At 53.2% G+C, this 17,462-nt stretch carries 13 protein-coding genes and 2 pseudogenes; 11 read left to right on the plus strand and 4 right to left on the minus strand.

Annotated features, from left to right (window positions below):
* Nucleotides 1-143: 143 nt before the first annotated feature.
* The 4 genes and pseudogenes from ALQ04_RS27420 (at nt 144) to ALQ04_RS25355 (ending at nt 2,619) form a co-directional block, all read left to right on the plus strand.
* Entirely contained in the window at nt 144-521 is a 378-nt protein-coding gene (locus ALQ04_RS27420; protein WP_259645087.1) for a hypothetical protein, read from the plus strand.
* A gap of 135 nt (nt 522-656) precedes the next feature.
* Nucleotides 657-803 (plus strand): annotated as a pseudogene (locus ALQ04_RS25345) (transcriptional regulator); the annotation flags it as partial.
* 176 nt (nt 804-979) lie between these two features.
* Entirely contained in the window at nt 980-2,299 is a 1,320-nt protein-coding gene (locus ALQ04_RS25350; RefSeq protein WP_122318553.1) for a HipA domain-containing protein, read from the plus strand.
* Nucleotides 2,296-2,619 carry a transcriptional regulator gene (locus tag ALQ04_RS25355; RefSeq protein WP_259645088.1) on the plus strand — a complete coding sequence of 108 codons (324 nt, stop codon included), beginning with the start codon at nt 2,296-2,298 and terminating at the stop codon, nt 2,617-2,619. The genes ALQ04_RS25350 and ALQ04_RS25355 overlap by 4 nt, the downstream gene beginning before the upstream one ends.
* Before the next feature lie 47 nt (nt 2,620-2,666).
* Here the strand turns inward: ALQ04_RS25355 and ALQ04_RS25360 are convergent, their stop codons facing one another.
* The 3 genes from ALQ04_RS25360 to ALQ04_RS27765 are packed head-to-tail and all read right to left on the minus strand — an operon-like array spanning nt 2,667 to nt 4,933.
* A complete protein-coding gene (locus ALQ04_RS25360) occupies nt 2,667-3,509 on the minus strand; it encodes a DUF6279 family lipoprotein (RefSeq protein ID WP_122318554.1) in 843 nt (280 codons plus the stop codon).
* 52 nt (nt 3,510-3,561) lie between these two features.
* Nucleotides 3,562-4,689, minus strand: a complete 1,128-nt coding sequence (locus ALQ04_RS25365; RefSeq protein WP_122318555.1) for a metallophosphoesterase — start codon at nt 4,687-4,689, stop codon at nt 3,562-3,564.
* A gap of 4 nt (nt 4,690-4,693) precedes the next feature.
* Nucleotides 4,694-4,933 (minus strand): aldo/keto reductase, encoded by a 240-nt coding sequence (locus ALQ04_RS27765; RefSeq protein WP_122318556.1) that lies wholly within the window; start codon nt 4,931-4,933, stop codon nt 4,694-4,696.
* 113 nt (nt 4,934-5,046) lie between these two features.
* Between ALQ04_RS27765 and ALQ04_RS25375 the strand changes: the two genes are divergently transcribed.
* The 7 genes from ALQ04_RS25375 to ALQ04_RS25405 all read left to right on the plus strand — a co-directional run bounded on the left by ALQ04_RS25375 (nt 5,047) and on the right by ALQ04_RS25405 (nt 17,228).
* Nucleotides 5,047-5,685 carry a TetR/AcrR family transcriptional regulator gene (locus ALQ04_RS25375; protein ID WP_221033422.1) on the plus strand — a complete coding sequence of 213 codons (639 nt, stop codon included), beginning with the start codon at nt 5,047-5,049 and terminating at the stop codon, nt 5,683-5,685.
* A 115-nt stretch (nt 5,686-5,800) separates the two neighbouring features.
* Complete coding sequence (locus tag ALQ04_RS25380; RefSeq protein ID WP_259645089.1) at nt 5,801-6,007, plus strand: helix-turn-helix transcriptional regulator; 207 nt, start codon at nt 5,801-5,803, stop codon at nt 6,005-6,007.
* Between the two features lie 398 nt (nt 6,008-6,405).
* Nucleotides 6,406-6,720: a helix-turn-helix transcriptional regulator gene (locus ALQ04_RS25385; RefSeq protein ID WP_122318557.1), complete on the plus strand. Its 315-nt coding sequence runs from the start codon at nt 6,406-6,408 to the stop codon at nt 6,718-6,720.
* A gap of 22 nt (nt 6,721-6,742) precedes the next feature.
* Nucleotides 6,743-7,603, plus strand: a complete 861-nt coding sequence (locus ALQ04_RS25390; RefSeq protein WP_122318558.1) for a DMT family transporter — start codon at nt 6,743-6,745, stop codon at nt 7,601-7,603.
* 138 nt (nt 7,604-7,741) lie between these two features.
* Nucleotides 7,742-10,765, plus strand: a complete 3,024-nt coding sequence (locus ALQ04_RS25395) for an AMP-binding protein (protein ID WP_122318559.1) — start codon at nt 7,742-7,744, stop codon at nt 10,763-10,765.
* Nucleotides 10,766-10,807: 42 nt separating this feature from the next.
* Entirely contained in the window at nt 10,808-16,186 is a 5,379-nt protein-coding gene (locus ALQ04_RS25400) for a type I polyketide synthase (RefSeq protein WP_122318560.1), read from the plus strand.
* A 10-nt stretch (nt 16,187-16,196) separates the two neighbouring features.
* Complete coding sequence (locus ALQ04_RS25405) at nt 16,197-17,228, plus strand: glycine betaine ABC transporter substrate-binding protein (RefSeq protein ID WP_122318561.1); 1,032 nt, start codon at nt 16,197-16,199, stop codon at nt 17,226-17,228.
* A 102-nt stretch (nt 17,229-17,330) separates the two neighbouring features.
* On the opposite strand, the pseudogene ALQ04_RS27425 reads toward ALQ04_RS25405, so the two are convergent.
* Nucleotides 17,331-17,462 (minus strand): annotated as a pseudogene (locus ALQ04_RS27425) (XRE family transcriptional regulator); the annotation flags it as partial.

Below are 17,462 nucleotides of genomic sequence, written 5' to 3' on the forward strand. Positions count from 1 at the left end.
GTGGTCTGCCGCGCCTTTTGGCGCGGCAGATTTTTAAACGAAGTAAAAAACCGCTGAACACACGCTATAGCGTGTGTTCATTGAAAGGTTTGCGCCCAAAAATGATGGATCTCTCGTATCGATCATCAAGAACGGACGCTTTCATGAACAGCAAAAACGCAACTATCCGCTACCCGAAACATCGCCCTTCATCCCCGCAAACCACCTGCAAAAGATGTGGCTTCCTCAGGCGACGTCAGATGCGTGTCAGCGCCACTCGCCGATCAAATCAATCGCTAAGCAAGCAGCAGATCGTCAGCGCCATGTACGCCTATCTGATGAACAGTTGGGAAGAACTGCCCGAGCAGAACAAGCGTGCGCTGGGGTTTGATTTTGTTGTGGGCAGCGAAGGCGAGGAGGAGGGGCTGAATCATCTGGCGCGGTTGTTTATGGAGTATGCGGAAATTTCGTTTCGCCGGGCGTTGGTTGCGCGGCGCAGAAGGCTTGGGGTTGATGATGTGGAGCGAGTGGATTTTTCATAAGCAAATGAAAACTTGTCTGCCAGAGTCTTCGGGCCATCTCTTCATGGATGCATGCAATACGCAATCGTTATGGTTGGCCACGAACCTGCTGGCTGCCGATCGCCTTCCTGAATCAATTGAAAGAGGAGATCAGTCATGGATCATGAGATGGAACAGTTTCAGAAAGACCTGCTGGTTTCAGTACGCCAAATGAAAGCTGGTAAGGCCGCGCGCTCGACACAGGTAAAGTTGTCGTCCGCTGCTGAGGCTCGGGCTAAAAAAGCAGCCAGCGCAGCCTCTTGGGTCTTTTCCCCAAAATGAATAGGTCCCTTGGCTGATCTGATTAGCTAAGGGGTATCTATCGCTTCATCTGCAATATAGTGCAGCTTAGCGCTCGTGAAGACTCGTATTTCTGCAATAAATTGCACATTTTTAGCCTCTGACCTATCATCATCTGCACTATATTGCAGGTGTGCACTATGCAGCTCACAATCCAGATCCACGATGAAGGCCACTGGCGTGATGCTTTTCATCTCACCTTTCGAGAGCCGGCGGAAGGTTTTCTTGGGCCGTGTTCTTATACATATGACCGTGACTATATCGTTCGCCACATCACCGACGTTCTGGCACAGGATGAGTCGGCAGTCAGCTACAACTTCCCGGTAGGTTTTGACGACAACACACTCAAGGTCGCGCCAGCATTTCTTCACGATATCTCGCCTGCGGGTGCCGCAAAGAGTTCTCTGATGCGGCGAATAGGCGGGGAAAAGCCCGAGGGTTTGGCCACTGATCTCTTTCTGCTCGGTCGCTGTACGCCAGCGCCAATCGGCAACATGCGAATCAAAGAGTCAGCCGACCTGATTGACCAGTCAGCTCGTCTTGGATTTCCTCGTGATGAGGTGATTGCTCTGAGCACTGAGTTCATCGACTACGCATACGATCAAGGTGCCGCAATTGGCGGTGCCAGTGGCGCTGGTGGGGCTGCACCAAAGATTCTGATGACCGCAGACAAAACCGGTCTGCTTTACCCGGATGCATCGCTCCCCGATTCAGAGGCGGCTGAGCACTGGTTTATCAAGTTTCCAAGAGGGCAGGCACTCAGGGAAGACGTCGCGATCCTTCGGGCGGAGTACCTGTACTACAAGGCGATTTACCAACTCGGGTTGAATACGGTTTCGCAAGATGGGCTGGCAATTCACGAAGGCCGCAAGCCGAGTCTGTGGATGAAGCGTTTTGATCGTGAAATATCACCTGAAGGCGTTAAGCGTTCTGCGGTGGAGTCCATTTACTCATTGGCCGGTGTTTCAGAGCCTGGGGTTCAAATGAATCATCTTCAGGTCATCGATATGCTGGTAAGCATCTGGAGATATGCGGGCCAGGAAGATGAGATCCCGGATCTGGTTTCTGAATACCTGCGCCGCGATTTGCTCAATCAGGTATTGGGCAACACCGACAATCACGGTCGGAACACCTCAATAATTCGTGAGAAGGGCCGTTTCAAGCTGGCACCCATTTATGACCTGGCTCCGATGTCCGTAGACCGTGAAGGGATTATCAGAACGACACGATGGCCAAAACAGATCGAGCTGGCCAACCACATCAATTGGGAGGCTGCCTGTATGAGCCTGGGCACCTATGTGCATCCCGCTCGCTTGTATGAACGCTTGAGGGAAGACGCGACGTTGTTTCTTCATCTCCCTGAAATCCTTCAGCCAGATCTCCCGGAGGCAATCTGGAGCCACCCCAGCATCCCGCTGGCCAACCTTAAAGCCCGGATGCAAGCCTGGGGTGTTCTATGAATTCAAATGCCGCCATGAGTGATCGGGACTTCAGCGCAATGACCAGGGAAGAGCTCATTCGCACCATCGAGAACATGCTGGGGCATGGCGAAATTTCGATGGGCAAGGCTGTGGAGATGCTGCGAACAATGGTCGCCAGGCTGGATCAGCGTACCTTTGCAAAAATGTGCAAAATCTCGATTCGTACTTTGGCGCACATTGAGCATGAAGAAGGTAATCAGACCATCAAGTCGATGAACGCGGTATTCAAGCCGTTTGGTCTTGAGCTTTGTCCTGTGAGGGTGAAGCGGAGTCAGTATGTGGGGGGAATGAGGCATTAAAAGCAGGTTTGTGGCCGATGTCAGTTCGGCTGACGTACTAATGGCGGCTAATTTATTAAGGTCTGAAGGGTTTCGATATGAGCGTCGATTTTTCCTGAAAGCCTCTTTCTTTGCTCTTTATCCAGGCTTGAGTTTAATTCTGATAACAGCTCGGTGTATCGGTATTCATTGCGCTGTTTGGTAGTCAGAAGCGTTTGCGACTTAAAGTTATCCAGGTTGTTGACTATAGCGTTCAACTCGATGGGCAGTGCTGGATTATTGCTGTCTGAAAACGCCTGTGCCACCGCAGTTCTTAGTCTTTTACTGTACGCCATGTCCTCAATAAAAGTTGATTCAATCTGAGTCAAGTGACGTTGCACGATGCCTTTCTGGTGAGCTGATAGCCGGCCAGTATATTTTTCAATCAGGTCCTCTACCTTTTCCTGATGGGCTTGGAGTTCTAACGCGGTACCTTGCTCTGTAAATGCATCAATCTCCTTGCGATCATTTTCAGACCACAATTTTAGCAGTCCATCAATTTGTTGATCAGATAGCTGTTGAACGACCTCTATCGCGTCAGGGCTGATTTCATCACGCAAGCGGTGCACGTGCTGCCGGGCTTTCGAGAACTCGTCGCTCCATTGTTCTCGACTGAGTGGGGCGACTTGCAGCTTTTCTTTCAACGATACAAGATCACTTTTATATTTGTTGAGTTCTGTAGAACGGTGCCATGCATGCCATTTTTTGATTCGTGCATCCAGCAGCATTTTTTGGTTACTGTCCAGGTCAACGTAATCATCAATATAAATATAAACAAGCCAGTCCACATTGTTGTAGAGCGTTGTAGTTGTGGAGCATGCACTCATTAGAAAGCCAGACAACAGCAAAAGGTAAATTCTTGCTTTTTTCATTTTTCACTCGATATTTTTTGAGCAGATTGGCGCACTGCCTATCCCGCCTCGGCTAGTTGGCGCTTGAGGCTCGTCGCAGCGTGATGCGTGTAAGCTCTGAGGGTCTGCCCAGCCTTATGGCAAATCCGGGCCACAGTGCAGTGCCGTTGTTGACGTACAGCTGCATGCCGCTGATTTCATAGAGTCCGGAAACAAAACCCGCGTTAGCCAAAGCCAGGAGTCTGTCGAGCCCGACGATCATGCCGCCGTGAGTGTGGCCGGAGAGCTGGAGTGCCACGCCTTGGCTGGCGGCGTCCCGAGCATTTCTTGGCTGATGGTCAAGCAGGATGACCGGCGTGTCTTTCGGCGCTCCTGCCAACGCTTGTTTCAGGTCTGGCGGCGGGAAGCCGGTTTCAGGTGCAGTTACATCTGTAACGCCAGCTAGCACGATCTGCGCTCCATTGCGTTCGATCAGTGTGTGGCTGTTGGCGAGGGGAATCATTCCGAGCGACTTGAAGTGCTGCATCCAGGCCTCGTTGTCGAAAAAATATTCGTGATTGCCGGGAATCACATACACGCCGTCCGGTGCATGCAGATCGCGCAGGGCCGCAATATCCTGAGTCCTGTCGGCAATGGAGCCGTCTATCAAATCGCCTGTTACCACGATCAGGTCCACGCCCAGAGTGTTGGAATCGTTCACCACCGCTCGCGTCCACGGCTCGTTGAAAAGGCGGCTGATGTGCAAGTCAGTCAGTTGCAGGACTCTGTAACCGTCAAATTGCGCAGGCAGATTCTTGATCGCAAATTCGACATCCTTGACGGGCGGGACGCGCACCGCCTGTTGAACCCCCAGTGCTGCCAACAACAGCGCAGCAGTGCCAAGGCCATAACGAAGACCTGTTGGAATGGTCAGCCATCGCTGTTGAATGATCATGGCCAGCAACGTAACCAGATCGACGATAATCTGGAGCACGGCAATGAGCAGAATTGCACCGAAAGCCCAGTTAAAGAGTATGACTACGCTACGCGGAAACTCCGGCGAAAAGACGCTGCCGGAAGAGAAGCGACAGTACAGGTGATATTGCGAGGCGATGATGAGCAACAATGCAACCGCAATTCTGGCCGATAGCGCCCACGGCATTGGCCAAATAAACCGGACGATGACGTACAGGCAAGGCATGCTGAACATAGCGTGAAACATCTGCTTATTCCTCGCCTGGGAGGGTTTGAGGTAACTCGACCTGTGCCTGTCCGCCCGAGTAGACGTTCGCTGTGTCGATGAAGTTGATGCCTGCATCGAATGCACGCCCGGCTATCCGGTCAACCTCATGTTGCTGAACGCCACCAACTGTCGCGTACTGAGGAGCAGGGTTACCAAAGGTCATTGTGCCTAGGCAGAATTCGGAAACGAATAAGCCTGTAGTTCCGAGCCTGTTGTAGCGCATTAGCGGTGCCTTTCATGATTTGCAGATACGATCATCAGGCCATATAAATACGAGACTGGCAAGTTCCGAAAATATTTGGCACAGTACTTCATCGTGTAAAAAGGACGGATGGGTTGACTAGCAAAAACGAAAACACCGCTCAACGAGCCCAGGAGGAAACGACTGTGCTTCGAGGTCGCAAGCGCGATCCTGAGCGTGACGCGGCTATCCTCAATGCTGCGATAGACGTCCTGGCCGAGTCCGGCTATGACGGCATGACCATGGATATGGTTGCGTCGCGTGCCAAAGCGGGCAAGGCCACGGTTTACCGCCGCTGGAGCTCCAAGGCGGAGCTGATTCTCGATGCTGTGTCCCACCTGAAACGTGGTCAGATTAATCTGCAAAGCCTGCCGGATACCGGGACGTTAAGAGGTGACTTGCTCGCCCTGTTCAAGCCTGACTCGGCTGATGAAGCGGAACGCAAAATGCGTGTCATGGCTGGGCTGGCCTCCGTGTTGTTACATAATCCCCAGTTGGCAGAGGCGGGTAATGCTGCGATTGTCGAACCTTGGGCTGTTGTAAACCGCTTGTTGATGGTGCGGTCACTTGAGCGGGGAGAAATCTCGGCAAGCGCCGATATCGATGCCGCGTGCCAAGTGCTTCCGTCAATGGCTGCATATCGGGCCTTGATTCAGCGTCGGCCCTTCGATTTGCAGTTTTTGACCACCATGATTGATGGGGTTTTGCTACCGGCTTTAGGGAAAAAGTTGTAAGTGCTGCCGATGGCTAATGACGTTTGCTGTGCACGGATTGATGCTTGAGGGCTGCAAATGAGCACCCTGTTTGATGTGGCCGAAATGCTGAAACAGGCATCGAGATGATGCTCGCTTGAGTCAGGATGCCCTGGCCAGTCGTGCCGGCGTATCACGTTCGACGGTGGCACGCATGGAAACGATGGCTAAAGGTGATATGAGCGTCTCGGCCCTTGTCCGGCTATTGGAAGCGGCCGGGTATGACTTAACGCTGGTGAAGGCCGGTCATGAACCCACGGTTGAGGATATCCTTGCCGAGCAGCGTTCCGGAGTGTCTGAATAATAATTCTAGACGTTCACGTCAGCGGTAAAACGGTCGCCCTCGCATTTGAACTCCCTCACACCTGTATGCCCTGATCAACGGCTCATGAAGTGGCTTTTGGCTATGTGGTTTTTGGTTGCGCGGATGTAAGCTTGAGCCTGTTGCATGGCGGGCCCGGGATGCCGATTTTACGATCCTTGGGTATCACTTGATTCAGTGAGTGCAAGCCCCCGGAGCTGCATTGATCGGTTCCATGAATGGGGTAATTGCTGGCTGCGTTACAGCAGATCACGAACGATTTTTACTCGGTAAGTATCGGGCGTGGGTACGCAAGATTTGGAGTAAAAGGCATAAGCTTATAGCCAAGGGTTCGCTTGCATTGATTTGCATACATTGACATTTAGCTATATGAGGATATGATGAGGCCACACGATAAATTTATAGATCAGTCCAAGGCGCTGGCGGGAGAGCCTAGAATTCTGATTCTTCAATGGCTCAAGCATTCCCGTGAGCACTTCAGTCATCAAATTACGGGTGATCCCGCCTTGATAGGCGTGTGCGTAACATTGATTACTGAAAAGCTGGGCATGAGTCAGCCGACGGTGAGCAGGCACTTGGATTTACTGAAGCAGGCAGGTTTTCTGCGTGTGAAAAAAATTGGCAAGTGGGCGTTTTATTCAAGAGATGAAACTGCAATCGATGAATACAAGGCTTGGCTGATAGAGCAGGTATAAAAGATATTGGAGTTTAATCGGCATGGATGGCGGTGTTTTTGGCGGGTTGATGGTTATGTTGTGCTGGGGGGTGTCAGACTTTATTCAAAGTTTGATGATCCGCCAGTTGGGCACTGCAAAAACAATGCTGGTTCGCAATATATTCACTTTTGCGGTCGCCTCCTTTCTGGGGGCTTACCTGATTTTCACTCAGCAGTTAAGGTTCGACAGCAGTGCCGTTTTCATCATTACCTGTAGCTCGGCTGCCTACGTACTGGGTTACTATTGCTACATGCGTGGTTGTGAAATCGGGAATTTGACCCTGGTGTCCCCCATTGCTTCGACCTACAGCCTGGTCACTATTCTTTTTTCCATCATTTTTCTGCAGGAACATTTGGTTCCCGCCGCCTGGTTTGCCGTCTCGATTATTTTTGTCGGCATAGTCATGACCTCCGGCAATATTTTCCGATCGCTACGCGGCGGTTCGCAAGGCTTTCTTCAGGCTGTCCTCGCAATGGTTGGTTTTGGGGTAGCCTTTTTTATTCTTGGTTTTTCCTCTAAAACCCTCGATGTGACAAATGCGTTCTTTTATTCAGCATTAACACAGGCTGTTCTTTTCTCTTCACTGGCGCTGGCCAGAAATGGGAAGTTGCAAAAGGGGGATCTCACACAGCACCGCTTCTTGATTTTTCTTGCTCATTCCCTGCTGGTAAATGCCGGTTGGGTGTTTTATATCTTTGCCTCCAAAGTGGGCGACCTTTCGCTGGTTACACCTATCAGCTCTGTATATTCCGGTGTCACTGTACTGCTGGCCATCGCGATCTATCGAGAAATAACAACCGTCGGCCAGAAGGTCGGGATAGGCGCAGTTCTTGTTGGCGTCTTCCTGCTCAGTTACAAATAAGCGAAAACTAGCCAGTCAACGTCACTTACTCAGTGATGGCTAATTGTTCTTGTGCTGAATGTTTCAACTCGTCATTCAGCACTGCATGCATGACCATTTTAATTCTATGTACCGATCACGGTAGAAGGAGTTCTTGGAATGATGCAGTCGAAAAAGCGCCATGTTGATTGTTCGTCCGCTTCACTGGATCTTGTCGCCCGGATCGATGCATGGGCGGCTCAGTGCCCTGAAAAGATAGCGATAATGTCTCAAGGGCAGCCGGTTACTTACGCGCAGCTTTCAAACCGAAGAAAAGCCCTCGCCAGGCGGCTCATCCAGGAGGGGTTTGGTGTTGGGAGCAAGCTGGGGATCTACTTGCCCAGAGAGCCTGACCTGATTGTGGCCTTGACGGCAGTTCTGTCGATAGGGGCCATTTTTGTTCCTCTCCCTCCAGACTCACCATTACAGCGTAATGAGCTGATCTCCAGGCTGGCCAGCCTGGATGCCGTGATTAAATCCCAATCTGCCGATCTTTCCCGATGGCCTGTAGGCGCTTTCCTGGATATGGAGAGTGTCGACTGGAGTGATACCAAGCTGCCCTTTGAGCCGGTGATCGACGACCTTTCCCTTGCCTACATTCTGTTCACTTCAGGTTCGACGGGAGTCCCCAAGGGCGTAATGGTCCGCAGGCAAAACCTCGCGTATTTCTTGTCTGCAATCAATGAGGTGGTCAGTTTCTCCGCATGGGGCGCGCTTGTATCCACGACGACCTATGGCTTTGATATTTCTATCCTGGAGTTTTTTCTGCCTCTTGCCCAGGGTGGAACCCTGTACCTGGCCAGTGAGCAACAAGCCAGAGACGGACAAGCTATCGCCAACCTGCTCGATCAATGTGACAGCGCTTTGTTTCAGGCCACCCCGGCCACCTGGCGGCTCTTGATCGAGGCCGGTTGGCCGCGTACCTGCGCCGTTGGAGCCTTGTGTGGTGGTGAAACATTGCCCACTGAGCTCGGCGAAAAAATCTTCCAGTTGTCACATGCGGCCTGGAATCTATATGGGCCGACAGAAACAACGATCTGGTCCTTCTTTCACAGGTTGCAAGCCAGCGACTTTGCAGGAACTGCGACAAGTGTACCCATAGGCCAGCCATTGCCGGGTACTCACTATCGATTGCATCCGTCAGATGACCCTTTAGCGCCCGAACTTGTTATCGAGGGGCCGGGGGTCAGTGCGGGCTATTTCAATCGGGACGATCTGACAGCGGAAAAATTTCAAGCAGCCGAAGCAAGCGGCGGCATTTTAGCCGCCTACTCTACCGGTGATCGGGTACGACGCCAGTCCGATAGCTCTCTGGTTTTCATCGGCAGAAAAGACCGGCAGCTGAAACTGAACGGTTACCGTATCGAGCCAGGAGAAGTTGAGTCTGCCCTGCATAAGTCCGGCCTCGTCAGCCAGTCGGTCGTCACCCTGGTGGAGCATACTCCCGATGATCGCAGATTAACCGCTTACATCGTCCTGGACAGTAAAGTGCCCAGACAGGGTATTGCCGATAGCGGGGTCTGGCTCGACGTATGGGAAGCCGCTTATTTATCGGCAAGAAAAAATGAAGTCGCCAGTGCTGAAAGTGGTTACACCTCAAGCTTTACTGGCGAATTGATCCCGGATAGCGACTTGCGAGAGTGGGTGCAGGCGACGGCGTCTCGAGTCATGGCATTTTCGGATCGCTCGATACTGGATGTAGGTTGTGGCATCGGGATGACGGGAGCCGCGCTGCTGGAAAGAGGTGTTCGTCATTATGTGGGCTGCGATGCTTCCGAGGCGGCGATAGAGTCTGCGCGTTCACGTCTGGATCCGGTCGGCGGCGCTCGTTCATCATTTGCTGTGCTGAAAATGGCGGCTCATGAACTTGATGCTTTGGAGCAAGGGCCTTTCGATGTAGTGCTTCTGAACTCGGTCATTCAGTACTTCCCGGACATCGACTACCTTGTCGATGTGCTTCAGAAAGCGTCCGGTCTCTGTAGAGAGGGCGGCGTTATTGTTATCGGCGATGTACCTTGTGCGTCGTTGAAACATATCCTGAGCGCCGCTGCGATCCAGACCCGGAAAAAGTTGAAGCGTGCACTTCCTGTGATTGGAGAAGGGGAGTTGTGGCTGGACCCTTTGCACGTCCGGCAAGTGGCATACACGCTTGAGCGAGTCGTCAACGTAGAAACCGAGTTGCGGGCAGGACAAGGTAGCGATGAAATGACTCGCTATCGTTACGACGTGATCATACGGCTGGACACGGACACGCGAGTGACGTTGAAGCCCGCGCCACGTTTTTCGTATCGGCATGAGCGTCTCCGCGAGCCGGATTTGGGCCAATGGCTGGCATCGGCTCCTTCGGAGTTTGTGCTCTCAGGCGTTCCAAACGCCAGAATCAGTCTGGACCTGCAATTTTCTGAAAGTTCTTCTTCCGTCATATCAGACGATGCTTGTGATCCTGAATACATCCGTCAGTGGGCTTCCAGGCATCACCGACAGGCCAGGATACGCTGGAGCGATAGTGTCGGAATGATGGACATCTTCGTGGGGCCGCCCGACAGCCTGGATCCCACGTTTGAGCCTCGACCTGCCAGCAGTAGTGTTCCTGTAGAGCAATCACCCATTCGGGAAGTCGAGGATATTGCCGTTCAGCAGGAGGTCATCGAGAGACTCAAGGAGTCCCTGCGCGTTCATGTGCCTTCTTACATGATTCCCGCTCATTTTGTTTTCCTGGAGCGTTTTCCGCTCACCTTCAACGGCAAGCTGGATGTGGCAGCGCTTGAGCGCTTGGCGCCTCAGGCTCAATCCCCGGCATCGCAGGCCGACGATCCGCAGTTGTCGGTAAAACAGCGGATAACGCGGATATGGTCCGACATTCTGATGACCACTTCAGTGCACCCAGAGAAAAGCTTCTTTGCGCAGGGAGGCTCTTCTCTGCTGATCGTCAATCTGACCAGAAAACTGAACGACGTCTTTGACCTGAGTCTTCAGGTTTCTGATTTGTTCGAGGAAAGCAGCGTCGATGCTCAGGTACGTCTGATAAACAAAAAACGGGGATTGGACGACTCATCGTCATCGAATTCGCTCCCTCCATCCAGTGTGAACCGCAGGAACGCAGCCATTCAATCAGCGGCTCGTAAACGCCTCAAGCAGCTTTAGGCGGCGTGTATCCAAGTCACTATCAGTTTTGGAGAGAACAGGATGAGCGAAGTCAAATACCACGGAAATGAAATTGCGGTCATTTCGATGTCCTGCCGATTCCCGGGAGCCGACTCCATTGAACAATTCTGGGAAAACCTGACATCAGGGGAAGAATCCATCGAATCCGTTTCGCTGGGAGCCTTGCTGGAAGCTGGCGTTCCGGCTGAACGTGCCAACCGAGAAGACTACGTTGCCGCAGCGGCTCGTTTGAACAATGTTGATCGGTTCGACGCCGATTTTTTCGAGATGTCGGCGCGCGAGGCGGCGATTACCGACCCTCAGCATCGATTGCTGCTCGAGTGTGCCTGGGAAGCATTGGATGCTGCCGGGTTAAGCAAGGATCGCGAGGCATTGAATATTGGTGTTTTCGCTGGTGGAGGCAGCAACGGGTATCTTCATGACAACGTGATGGGCGATGAGGATGCCAGCGAAACCGGGTTTCTGGACAGTAGTGCCGGTTTCATGAACTTGCTGGGTAACGACAAGGATTATCTGTCGACGCGAATTGCTTACAAGTTGGGGCTGCGTGGTCCCAGTCTAAACATCCAGACGGCGTGCTCGACTTCGCTGGTATCGATTCATATGGCTTGCCAAAGCCTGCTTCTGGGCGAGTGTGACGTTGCACTGGCAGGTGGCGTGACGGTTCTGGTTCCCCATGGCGTGGGTTATGTCCATCAGGAAGGAATGATCCAGTCGCCGGATGGGCATTGCCGGGCTTTCGACTCATCCGCACAGGGCACGATCTTTGGCAGCGGTGCAGGTCTGGTCACTCTCAAAAGGCTTTGCGATGCGCTTGAAGCTGGCGATCCCATTCAGGCGGTGATCAAGGGCTCGGCCATCAATAACGATGGTTCGAGGAAAGTCAGCTTTGCTGCTCCCAGCTCCCAGGGACAAGCTCAGGTCATCGAGTGGGCTCTGGCGAATGCTGAGGTGAGCGCGGCGACTGTCGATTTCGTCGAGGCCCATGGAACAGGCACGCCTTTGGGCGACCCGATTGAGTTCAAGGCTCTGACGGATGTGTTTACCCAGCACGGTGCCGGTGCCAACAAGTGTGCATTGGGTTCGGTAAAAACCAATATCGGCCATCTTATCGCCGCGGCTGGCGTCGCGGGCTTTATCAAGGCTGTACTGGCGCTCAAGCACCGGACTATTCCCGCGACCCTGCACTTCACCAACGCCAATAAAAACATCCATCTGGATGACAGTCCGTTCTTTATCAGCGCGCAAACGCTCCCGTGGCAATCCACTGATTCGCCTCGTCGTGCAGGCGTCAGTTCCTTTGGGGTGGGTGGGACGAACGCTCATGTAATTCTTGAAGAGGCTCCCCGGACACCGATTGATTCGTCGGGTAAGGCCGACGGTCCCGGTCTTCTGGCTCTTTGTGCAAAAGATCGAAAGGCTCTGACAGAGCTCATCAATCAGTACCGGGAAATGCTCGAACGTCCCTCGGCGTTGTCGTTGCGCGATATGTGCTACAGCGCTCGTGTCGGGCGGGCAGAATTCCCTTATCGATATGCCGCATCGGCCAGCCAGCCAGAAAACCTTCTCGCCAGACTCCGTCAGGAAGAAAAGGATATTCACTGGGTCGACCCAGCCAGGGAGTCTGATCTGGTATTCGTATTCACCGGTCAGGGTGCGCAATTTCCTGACATGGGAAAAAACCTGTACGAGCACAACGAAGTATTCCGGGCATCCATTGATCGCTGTGACGCTATCGCACAAACCTGCATGGGGCGGTCACTGCTGTCGATACTTTTTCCTGCAGAGGGTGACGATGCCAGGCTCATCGATCAGACACGTTACGCGCAGCCTGCATTGTTTGCATTGGAGTATTCCCTTGCTCAGGTATGGCAGAGCTTTGGTGTCGTGCCCGATATTCTGCTCGGGCACAGCCTTGGGGAATTTGCAGCGGCCTGCGTAGCAGGTGTGTTCAGCCTGGAAGATGGTATGAGGCTGGTCGCCGAGCGGGGGCGTCTCATGCAGGCTCTTCCTCGGGATGGCGGAATGTCTGCCATCACACTGACGCATGACGAGGTAAAGACATTGTTGGCCCGGCATGTGATTGATTTGAGCATTGCCGCCATAAACGCTCCGAACAATCTGGTGGTTTCCGGTGCTCTGAGTGAGTTGGACAAACTCTATCCCGTGCTCGATGGCATGGGAGTCAAGTACACGCGGCTGAATGTTTCCCATGCGTTTCATTCTGAACTCATGGAGCCCATGCTGGCAGCCTTTGCCTCCGTACTGGAAGGTATCAGCATGTCGGCGCCTCGCTATCCACTGGTCAGCAATGTCAGCGGGGAGATAGCGACAGAGCGTCTGGTAACGCCAGAGTACTGGCTTGATCATGTCCGTCAGCCTGTACGCTTCATGGCGTGTATCCAGAGCGCATTCAGGAAAGGCGGCAGGACTTTTCTGGAAATCGGGCCAAAAGCTGTGCTTTCGACAATTGGAGCGGCCTGTCTGAATTCTGATGACGCCGACCAGACCTCCTGGATAACGAGTCTGAGCAGCAAGGTGGCTGATCGCGAGCAAATACTCGCCAGTGCCGGGCTCTTGTTCGAGGCAGGGATCGAACTGGATTGGCACACTCTTCTCGAGGGCGCGACGTCGACACGTGTAAATACCCCCGGTTACCCGTTCCAGCGGGCACAGCATTGGGTCGGTCCTCGCGTTTTGGCAAAGCCACAGTGGACGACAGCCGTGGATTGGGTGGAATACCCATTCAAGGCACCGGAAGCCCATAACGATCAACAACTGCCTGGCGTCTGGTTGTTCATTGGCGGGACGCGAGAGCTCGTCAAGAGCATTCACCAAGGACTGTCAGACAGTGACGAGCATTTGGTTCATGCCATGTTCGCGACCGATTGTCGGCGGGTTTCTTCGCATGTCTGGCACATCAGGCCCGATTCGTCCTCGGATATCCACGAGGTATTTCAATCTCTGCCAGCGTCTGGAAAGCAGCCACTTCGGGGCGTGGTTCACCTTGGTGCGAGCGGGCAGTCACCGGCATACGATCACCCGATAGACAACAATGATTCAGGCAACCTGAATACCGGGCTCTATAGCGTAGTGGCTGCCCTGCAGGCGATGACTGCCACTTCCCGACTCGATGCCGCCAGGTTCTGGATCGTGACTCGCGGTGCTGTCAACGTGCGTTCCGCCTCTTCGGCCATTCAGGTTTCACAGGCCACGCTCTGGGGATTGGCCAAAGTGATCGCGCAGGAAGAGCCGGCTGTCTGGGGCGGATTCATAGACCTGCCGCAGGTCTCCAGCAATGCCGATGCCGACTTGCTTCTGGTACCGCAATTGATTCTTGCGAAGGGACAGGAAGATCAATTCGCGATCCGTCATTCCGGCATCCATGTGCCCAGGCTCATGGAGGTTTCGCCCGCGCAATCGAGGTCCGTGTCGATAAATCCGGATGCGACCTATCTGGTCGTCGGGGGGCTGGGCGGGCTTGGGCGTGAGGTTCTTGCATGGCTGGTGGAAAAGGGCGCCCGTCACTTGGCGGTTGTCGGGCGCACGCCACTGAAAGCCACGGGTTCGACCGTGCTGGATGCATTCAAACATCAGGGAGTGGATGTCGACTATCTGCCGGTGGATATTTCATCCGGTGAAGCGATTGAATCCCTTACGTCGTACATTGACGCTCTGAAATGGCCATTACGAGGTGTACTCCAACTGGCGGGAACAGTGGAAGACGCTGTTCTGTCCAAATTGAGTACTTCGTCTATCAAGAGTGTCTTGCTGCCAAAACTGCAAGGCACCCGTGTGCTGGATCATGTTACGCGTGGTCAGACGCTCGACTTCTTTGTTGCCTTCTCGTCCATCAGCGCCTCGCTGGGGTTCAAGGGGCAGGCGAATTATGTTGCCGCCAACAGTGCGATGGACGCGATTATGGAAAACCGCGTCAGCTCGGGATTGCCAGGCTTGAGTATTGCGTGGGGCCCCTGGTCGGCCGAGGGCATGGCCAGCCGGGTCGATACTGTTTTCAAGAAGCGCCTTTCAACCTTGGGTGTCAATTACATTCCCGCGAAAGCCGGCTTGCGCAAGTTGTGGGATAACCTTCATGCACAAGGTGTCCTGGGGCTGGCACCGATCGACTGGGCGCCCTATAAGGCGCATTTACAGCCGGGCGACTGGCCATATCTCTCCCTTGTTAATACCCGGCACTCAGCAGACCAGACGATGGTCGAGCGCGACTCCGTCCCTTTTCTGGAAGCTGTGATGTCGGTGGATGCCGAACAGATGCCAGCATTCATCAGGGACAGGCTGATGTCCGTTGCGGCGCGTGTGTCGGGCACTCTCGACGCCAGCGCAACTCCAGTGGACAAGTCGCTCACGATGATGGGGTTTGATTCATTGATGACCGTTGAGTTTCGCAACAGTCTGAAAGTACTGGGTATCAACTTTCCCCTGGACAGGCTTATCGTTGGGGCGACGCTCAACGATATTGGCGACTTTGTACTTGATCATATTGAGACGACTCGCCAGGGCAACTCGACTGACTCCACGATAAGTAGTCCTCCTACGACAGAAGATGTGCAGACATCTGACTGCGTGGTTATTCCTGTGCCTAGAGCAGAGGCAACGCTTCGCTTGTTCTGCTTCCCTTACGCAGGCGGTGGGCCGGCAGTATTCAAAGGCTGGGCGGACCGGCTGCCCGATCATATCGAGCTTTGCTTGCTGCAATTACCTGGTCGTAATGCCCGGCTCAGGGAAAAGTCATACACCAGTATGGAAGAGCTGGTGAGCAATCTGACACCCGATCTGCTTCCCTATCTGGACCGGCCATTCGCGTTCTTTGGGTTGTGCCTGGGCGGTGTGCAAGCGTTCGAGGTCGCTCAACGTCTGGCCAGTGCCCATAACCTGCACCCGAGCCATTTGATTTTTGCAGGGAGCCGGGCACCCCATTTCTACAATGAGCATCAATTTGCTTCCGATGTGCAGCAGTTCAATTATGAGTCGGATAGCGAACCTGCGGCAAAAGATGATGACGAAGACCTTATCGCCATGCTCAAGGAAATGAACTTCGCCAATAATCAGGCTTTGTTCGATGACGCTGAAATGCGCGACTTGATGCTTCCCATCATCAAGGCCGACTATGAGATAAATAATACCTACCTGTACGAGACAAGCCCCCGCCTTGCCGTGCCTATTACTTCTATTGGTGGTCGGATCGACCCTTATGCCACAGGTGTACATATCACTGGCTGGCGTGAGCATACGACCGATGCATTCAAATCAGTGTTCTGCGCTGGAGATCATTATTTTGTCGAGGGGCAGCGTGACCTGATAGTCAATATCGTAGTGGAAACGCTTGCCGACCTTGCTCACTCAGAGATTACCCATTCAGCAGAAACCGTCTACCAATAGGAGTGTTCCAATGCCTTCAATGTTTGCACGTACTGCACTGTGTCTGATTCTAAGCCTGACATCGCACCTGGCTTTCGCGGCACCCGATACGCGAACGATCCGGTTCTATGATGGTGGCTGGGAAAATATCCAAATCGATAATCAGATAGCCATGTATATCCTCAAACATGGGTATGGCATGAACGTAGAGTCGGTTAGCCTTGATATCCCGCAAATGCAAAAGGCAATGGAAACGGGCAACATCGATATCAATATGGAAATGTTTACCTCGCTCATGCCTCAGTGGGTAGAGGATCAGAAGGCGAAGAAAGCCATACTCGATTTTGGCCCCACTTATGAACGTCTCACTCAGGCATTTTATGTGCCTACCTATATGATCAAGGGCGATGCCAAGCGCGGAATAAAACCTGTTGCCCCTGACCTGAAAAGTGTCGAAGACCTTCCCAGGTATGCGGAAGTGTTCAAGCGTGCGTCGGAGTCGGGCAAGGCTACCTGGTTGAACTGCATCAGCAGTTGGGCGTGCCGGGAAATCAACCTGATTAAAATGGCCACGTACGGAGTCGACGACACCTTTACGCCAGTGGAGCTCAAGTCTGAGTCCGAACTCAATGCCGCCATTACGTCAGCCTACAAGAAGGGACAGCCCTTCATGACCTACTACTGGGATCCCAGCCCTCTGATGGGTGAACTGGCTCTCACACGCCTTGAAGAGCCCGCTTACAGCGAAGCCTGCTGGGAAGCGATCAAGGAAAGTCTTGCCCGGTTCAAGGAAGGTACTGGCAGTCGGCAGGCATGCGCGTACACCGATATTTCGCTCAATAAATATACGTCGGCCCGGTTTGCCAAAGAGCACCCGACGATCATTCCTTTCTTGAAGTCGATGTTCGTTGGCACCGATACCATCAGGGCCCTGGCAACCCGCATGGTCGCTAACAAGGAAACCCCCGAACAGGCCGCTCGCTATTACTTGCGCAACCATACAGCTGACTGGAAGGGCTGGGTGCCTGAAGACGTGTTCAAGAAGGTTTCACAGACGCTGTGAGACTCTGAAACGATCCTCTGTGCAAAACCGACGAGTGATACCGGGCCAGTGGCCCGGTACGCTTGGGAACTGATCCATTCTCGACCGCCTGACACTGGCAGGCTAATCCGATGCAGGCATGGCTTTCACCCCCCGAAGTACCTCATACGGATCCACCCCAATTCCCCGACACACATCCATAAACTCAATCACATTCAGCCTGCGTTCGGCATTCTCTGTAGTGGTCAACTTTTT

This window comes from Pseudomonas cichorii (assembly GCF_003700275.1).
Classification (GTDB): Bacteria; Pseudomonadota; Gammaproteobacteria; order Pseudomonadales; family Pseudomonadaceae; genus Aquipseudomonas; species Aquipseudomonas cichorii_B.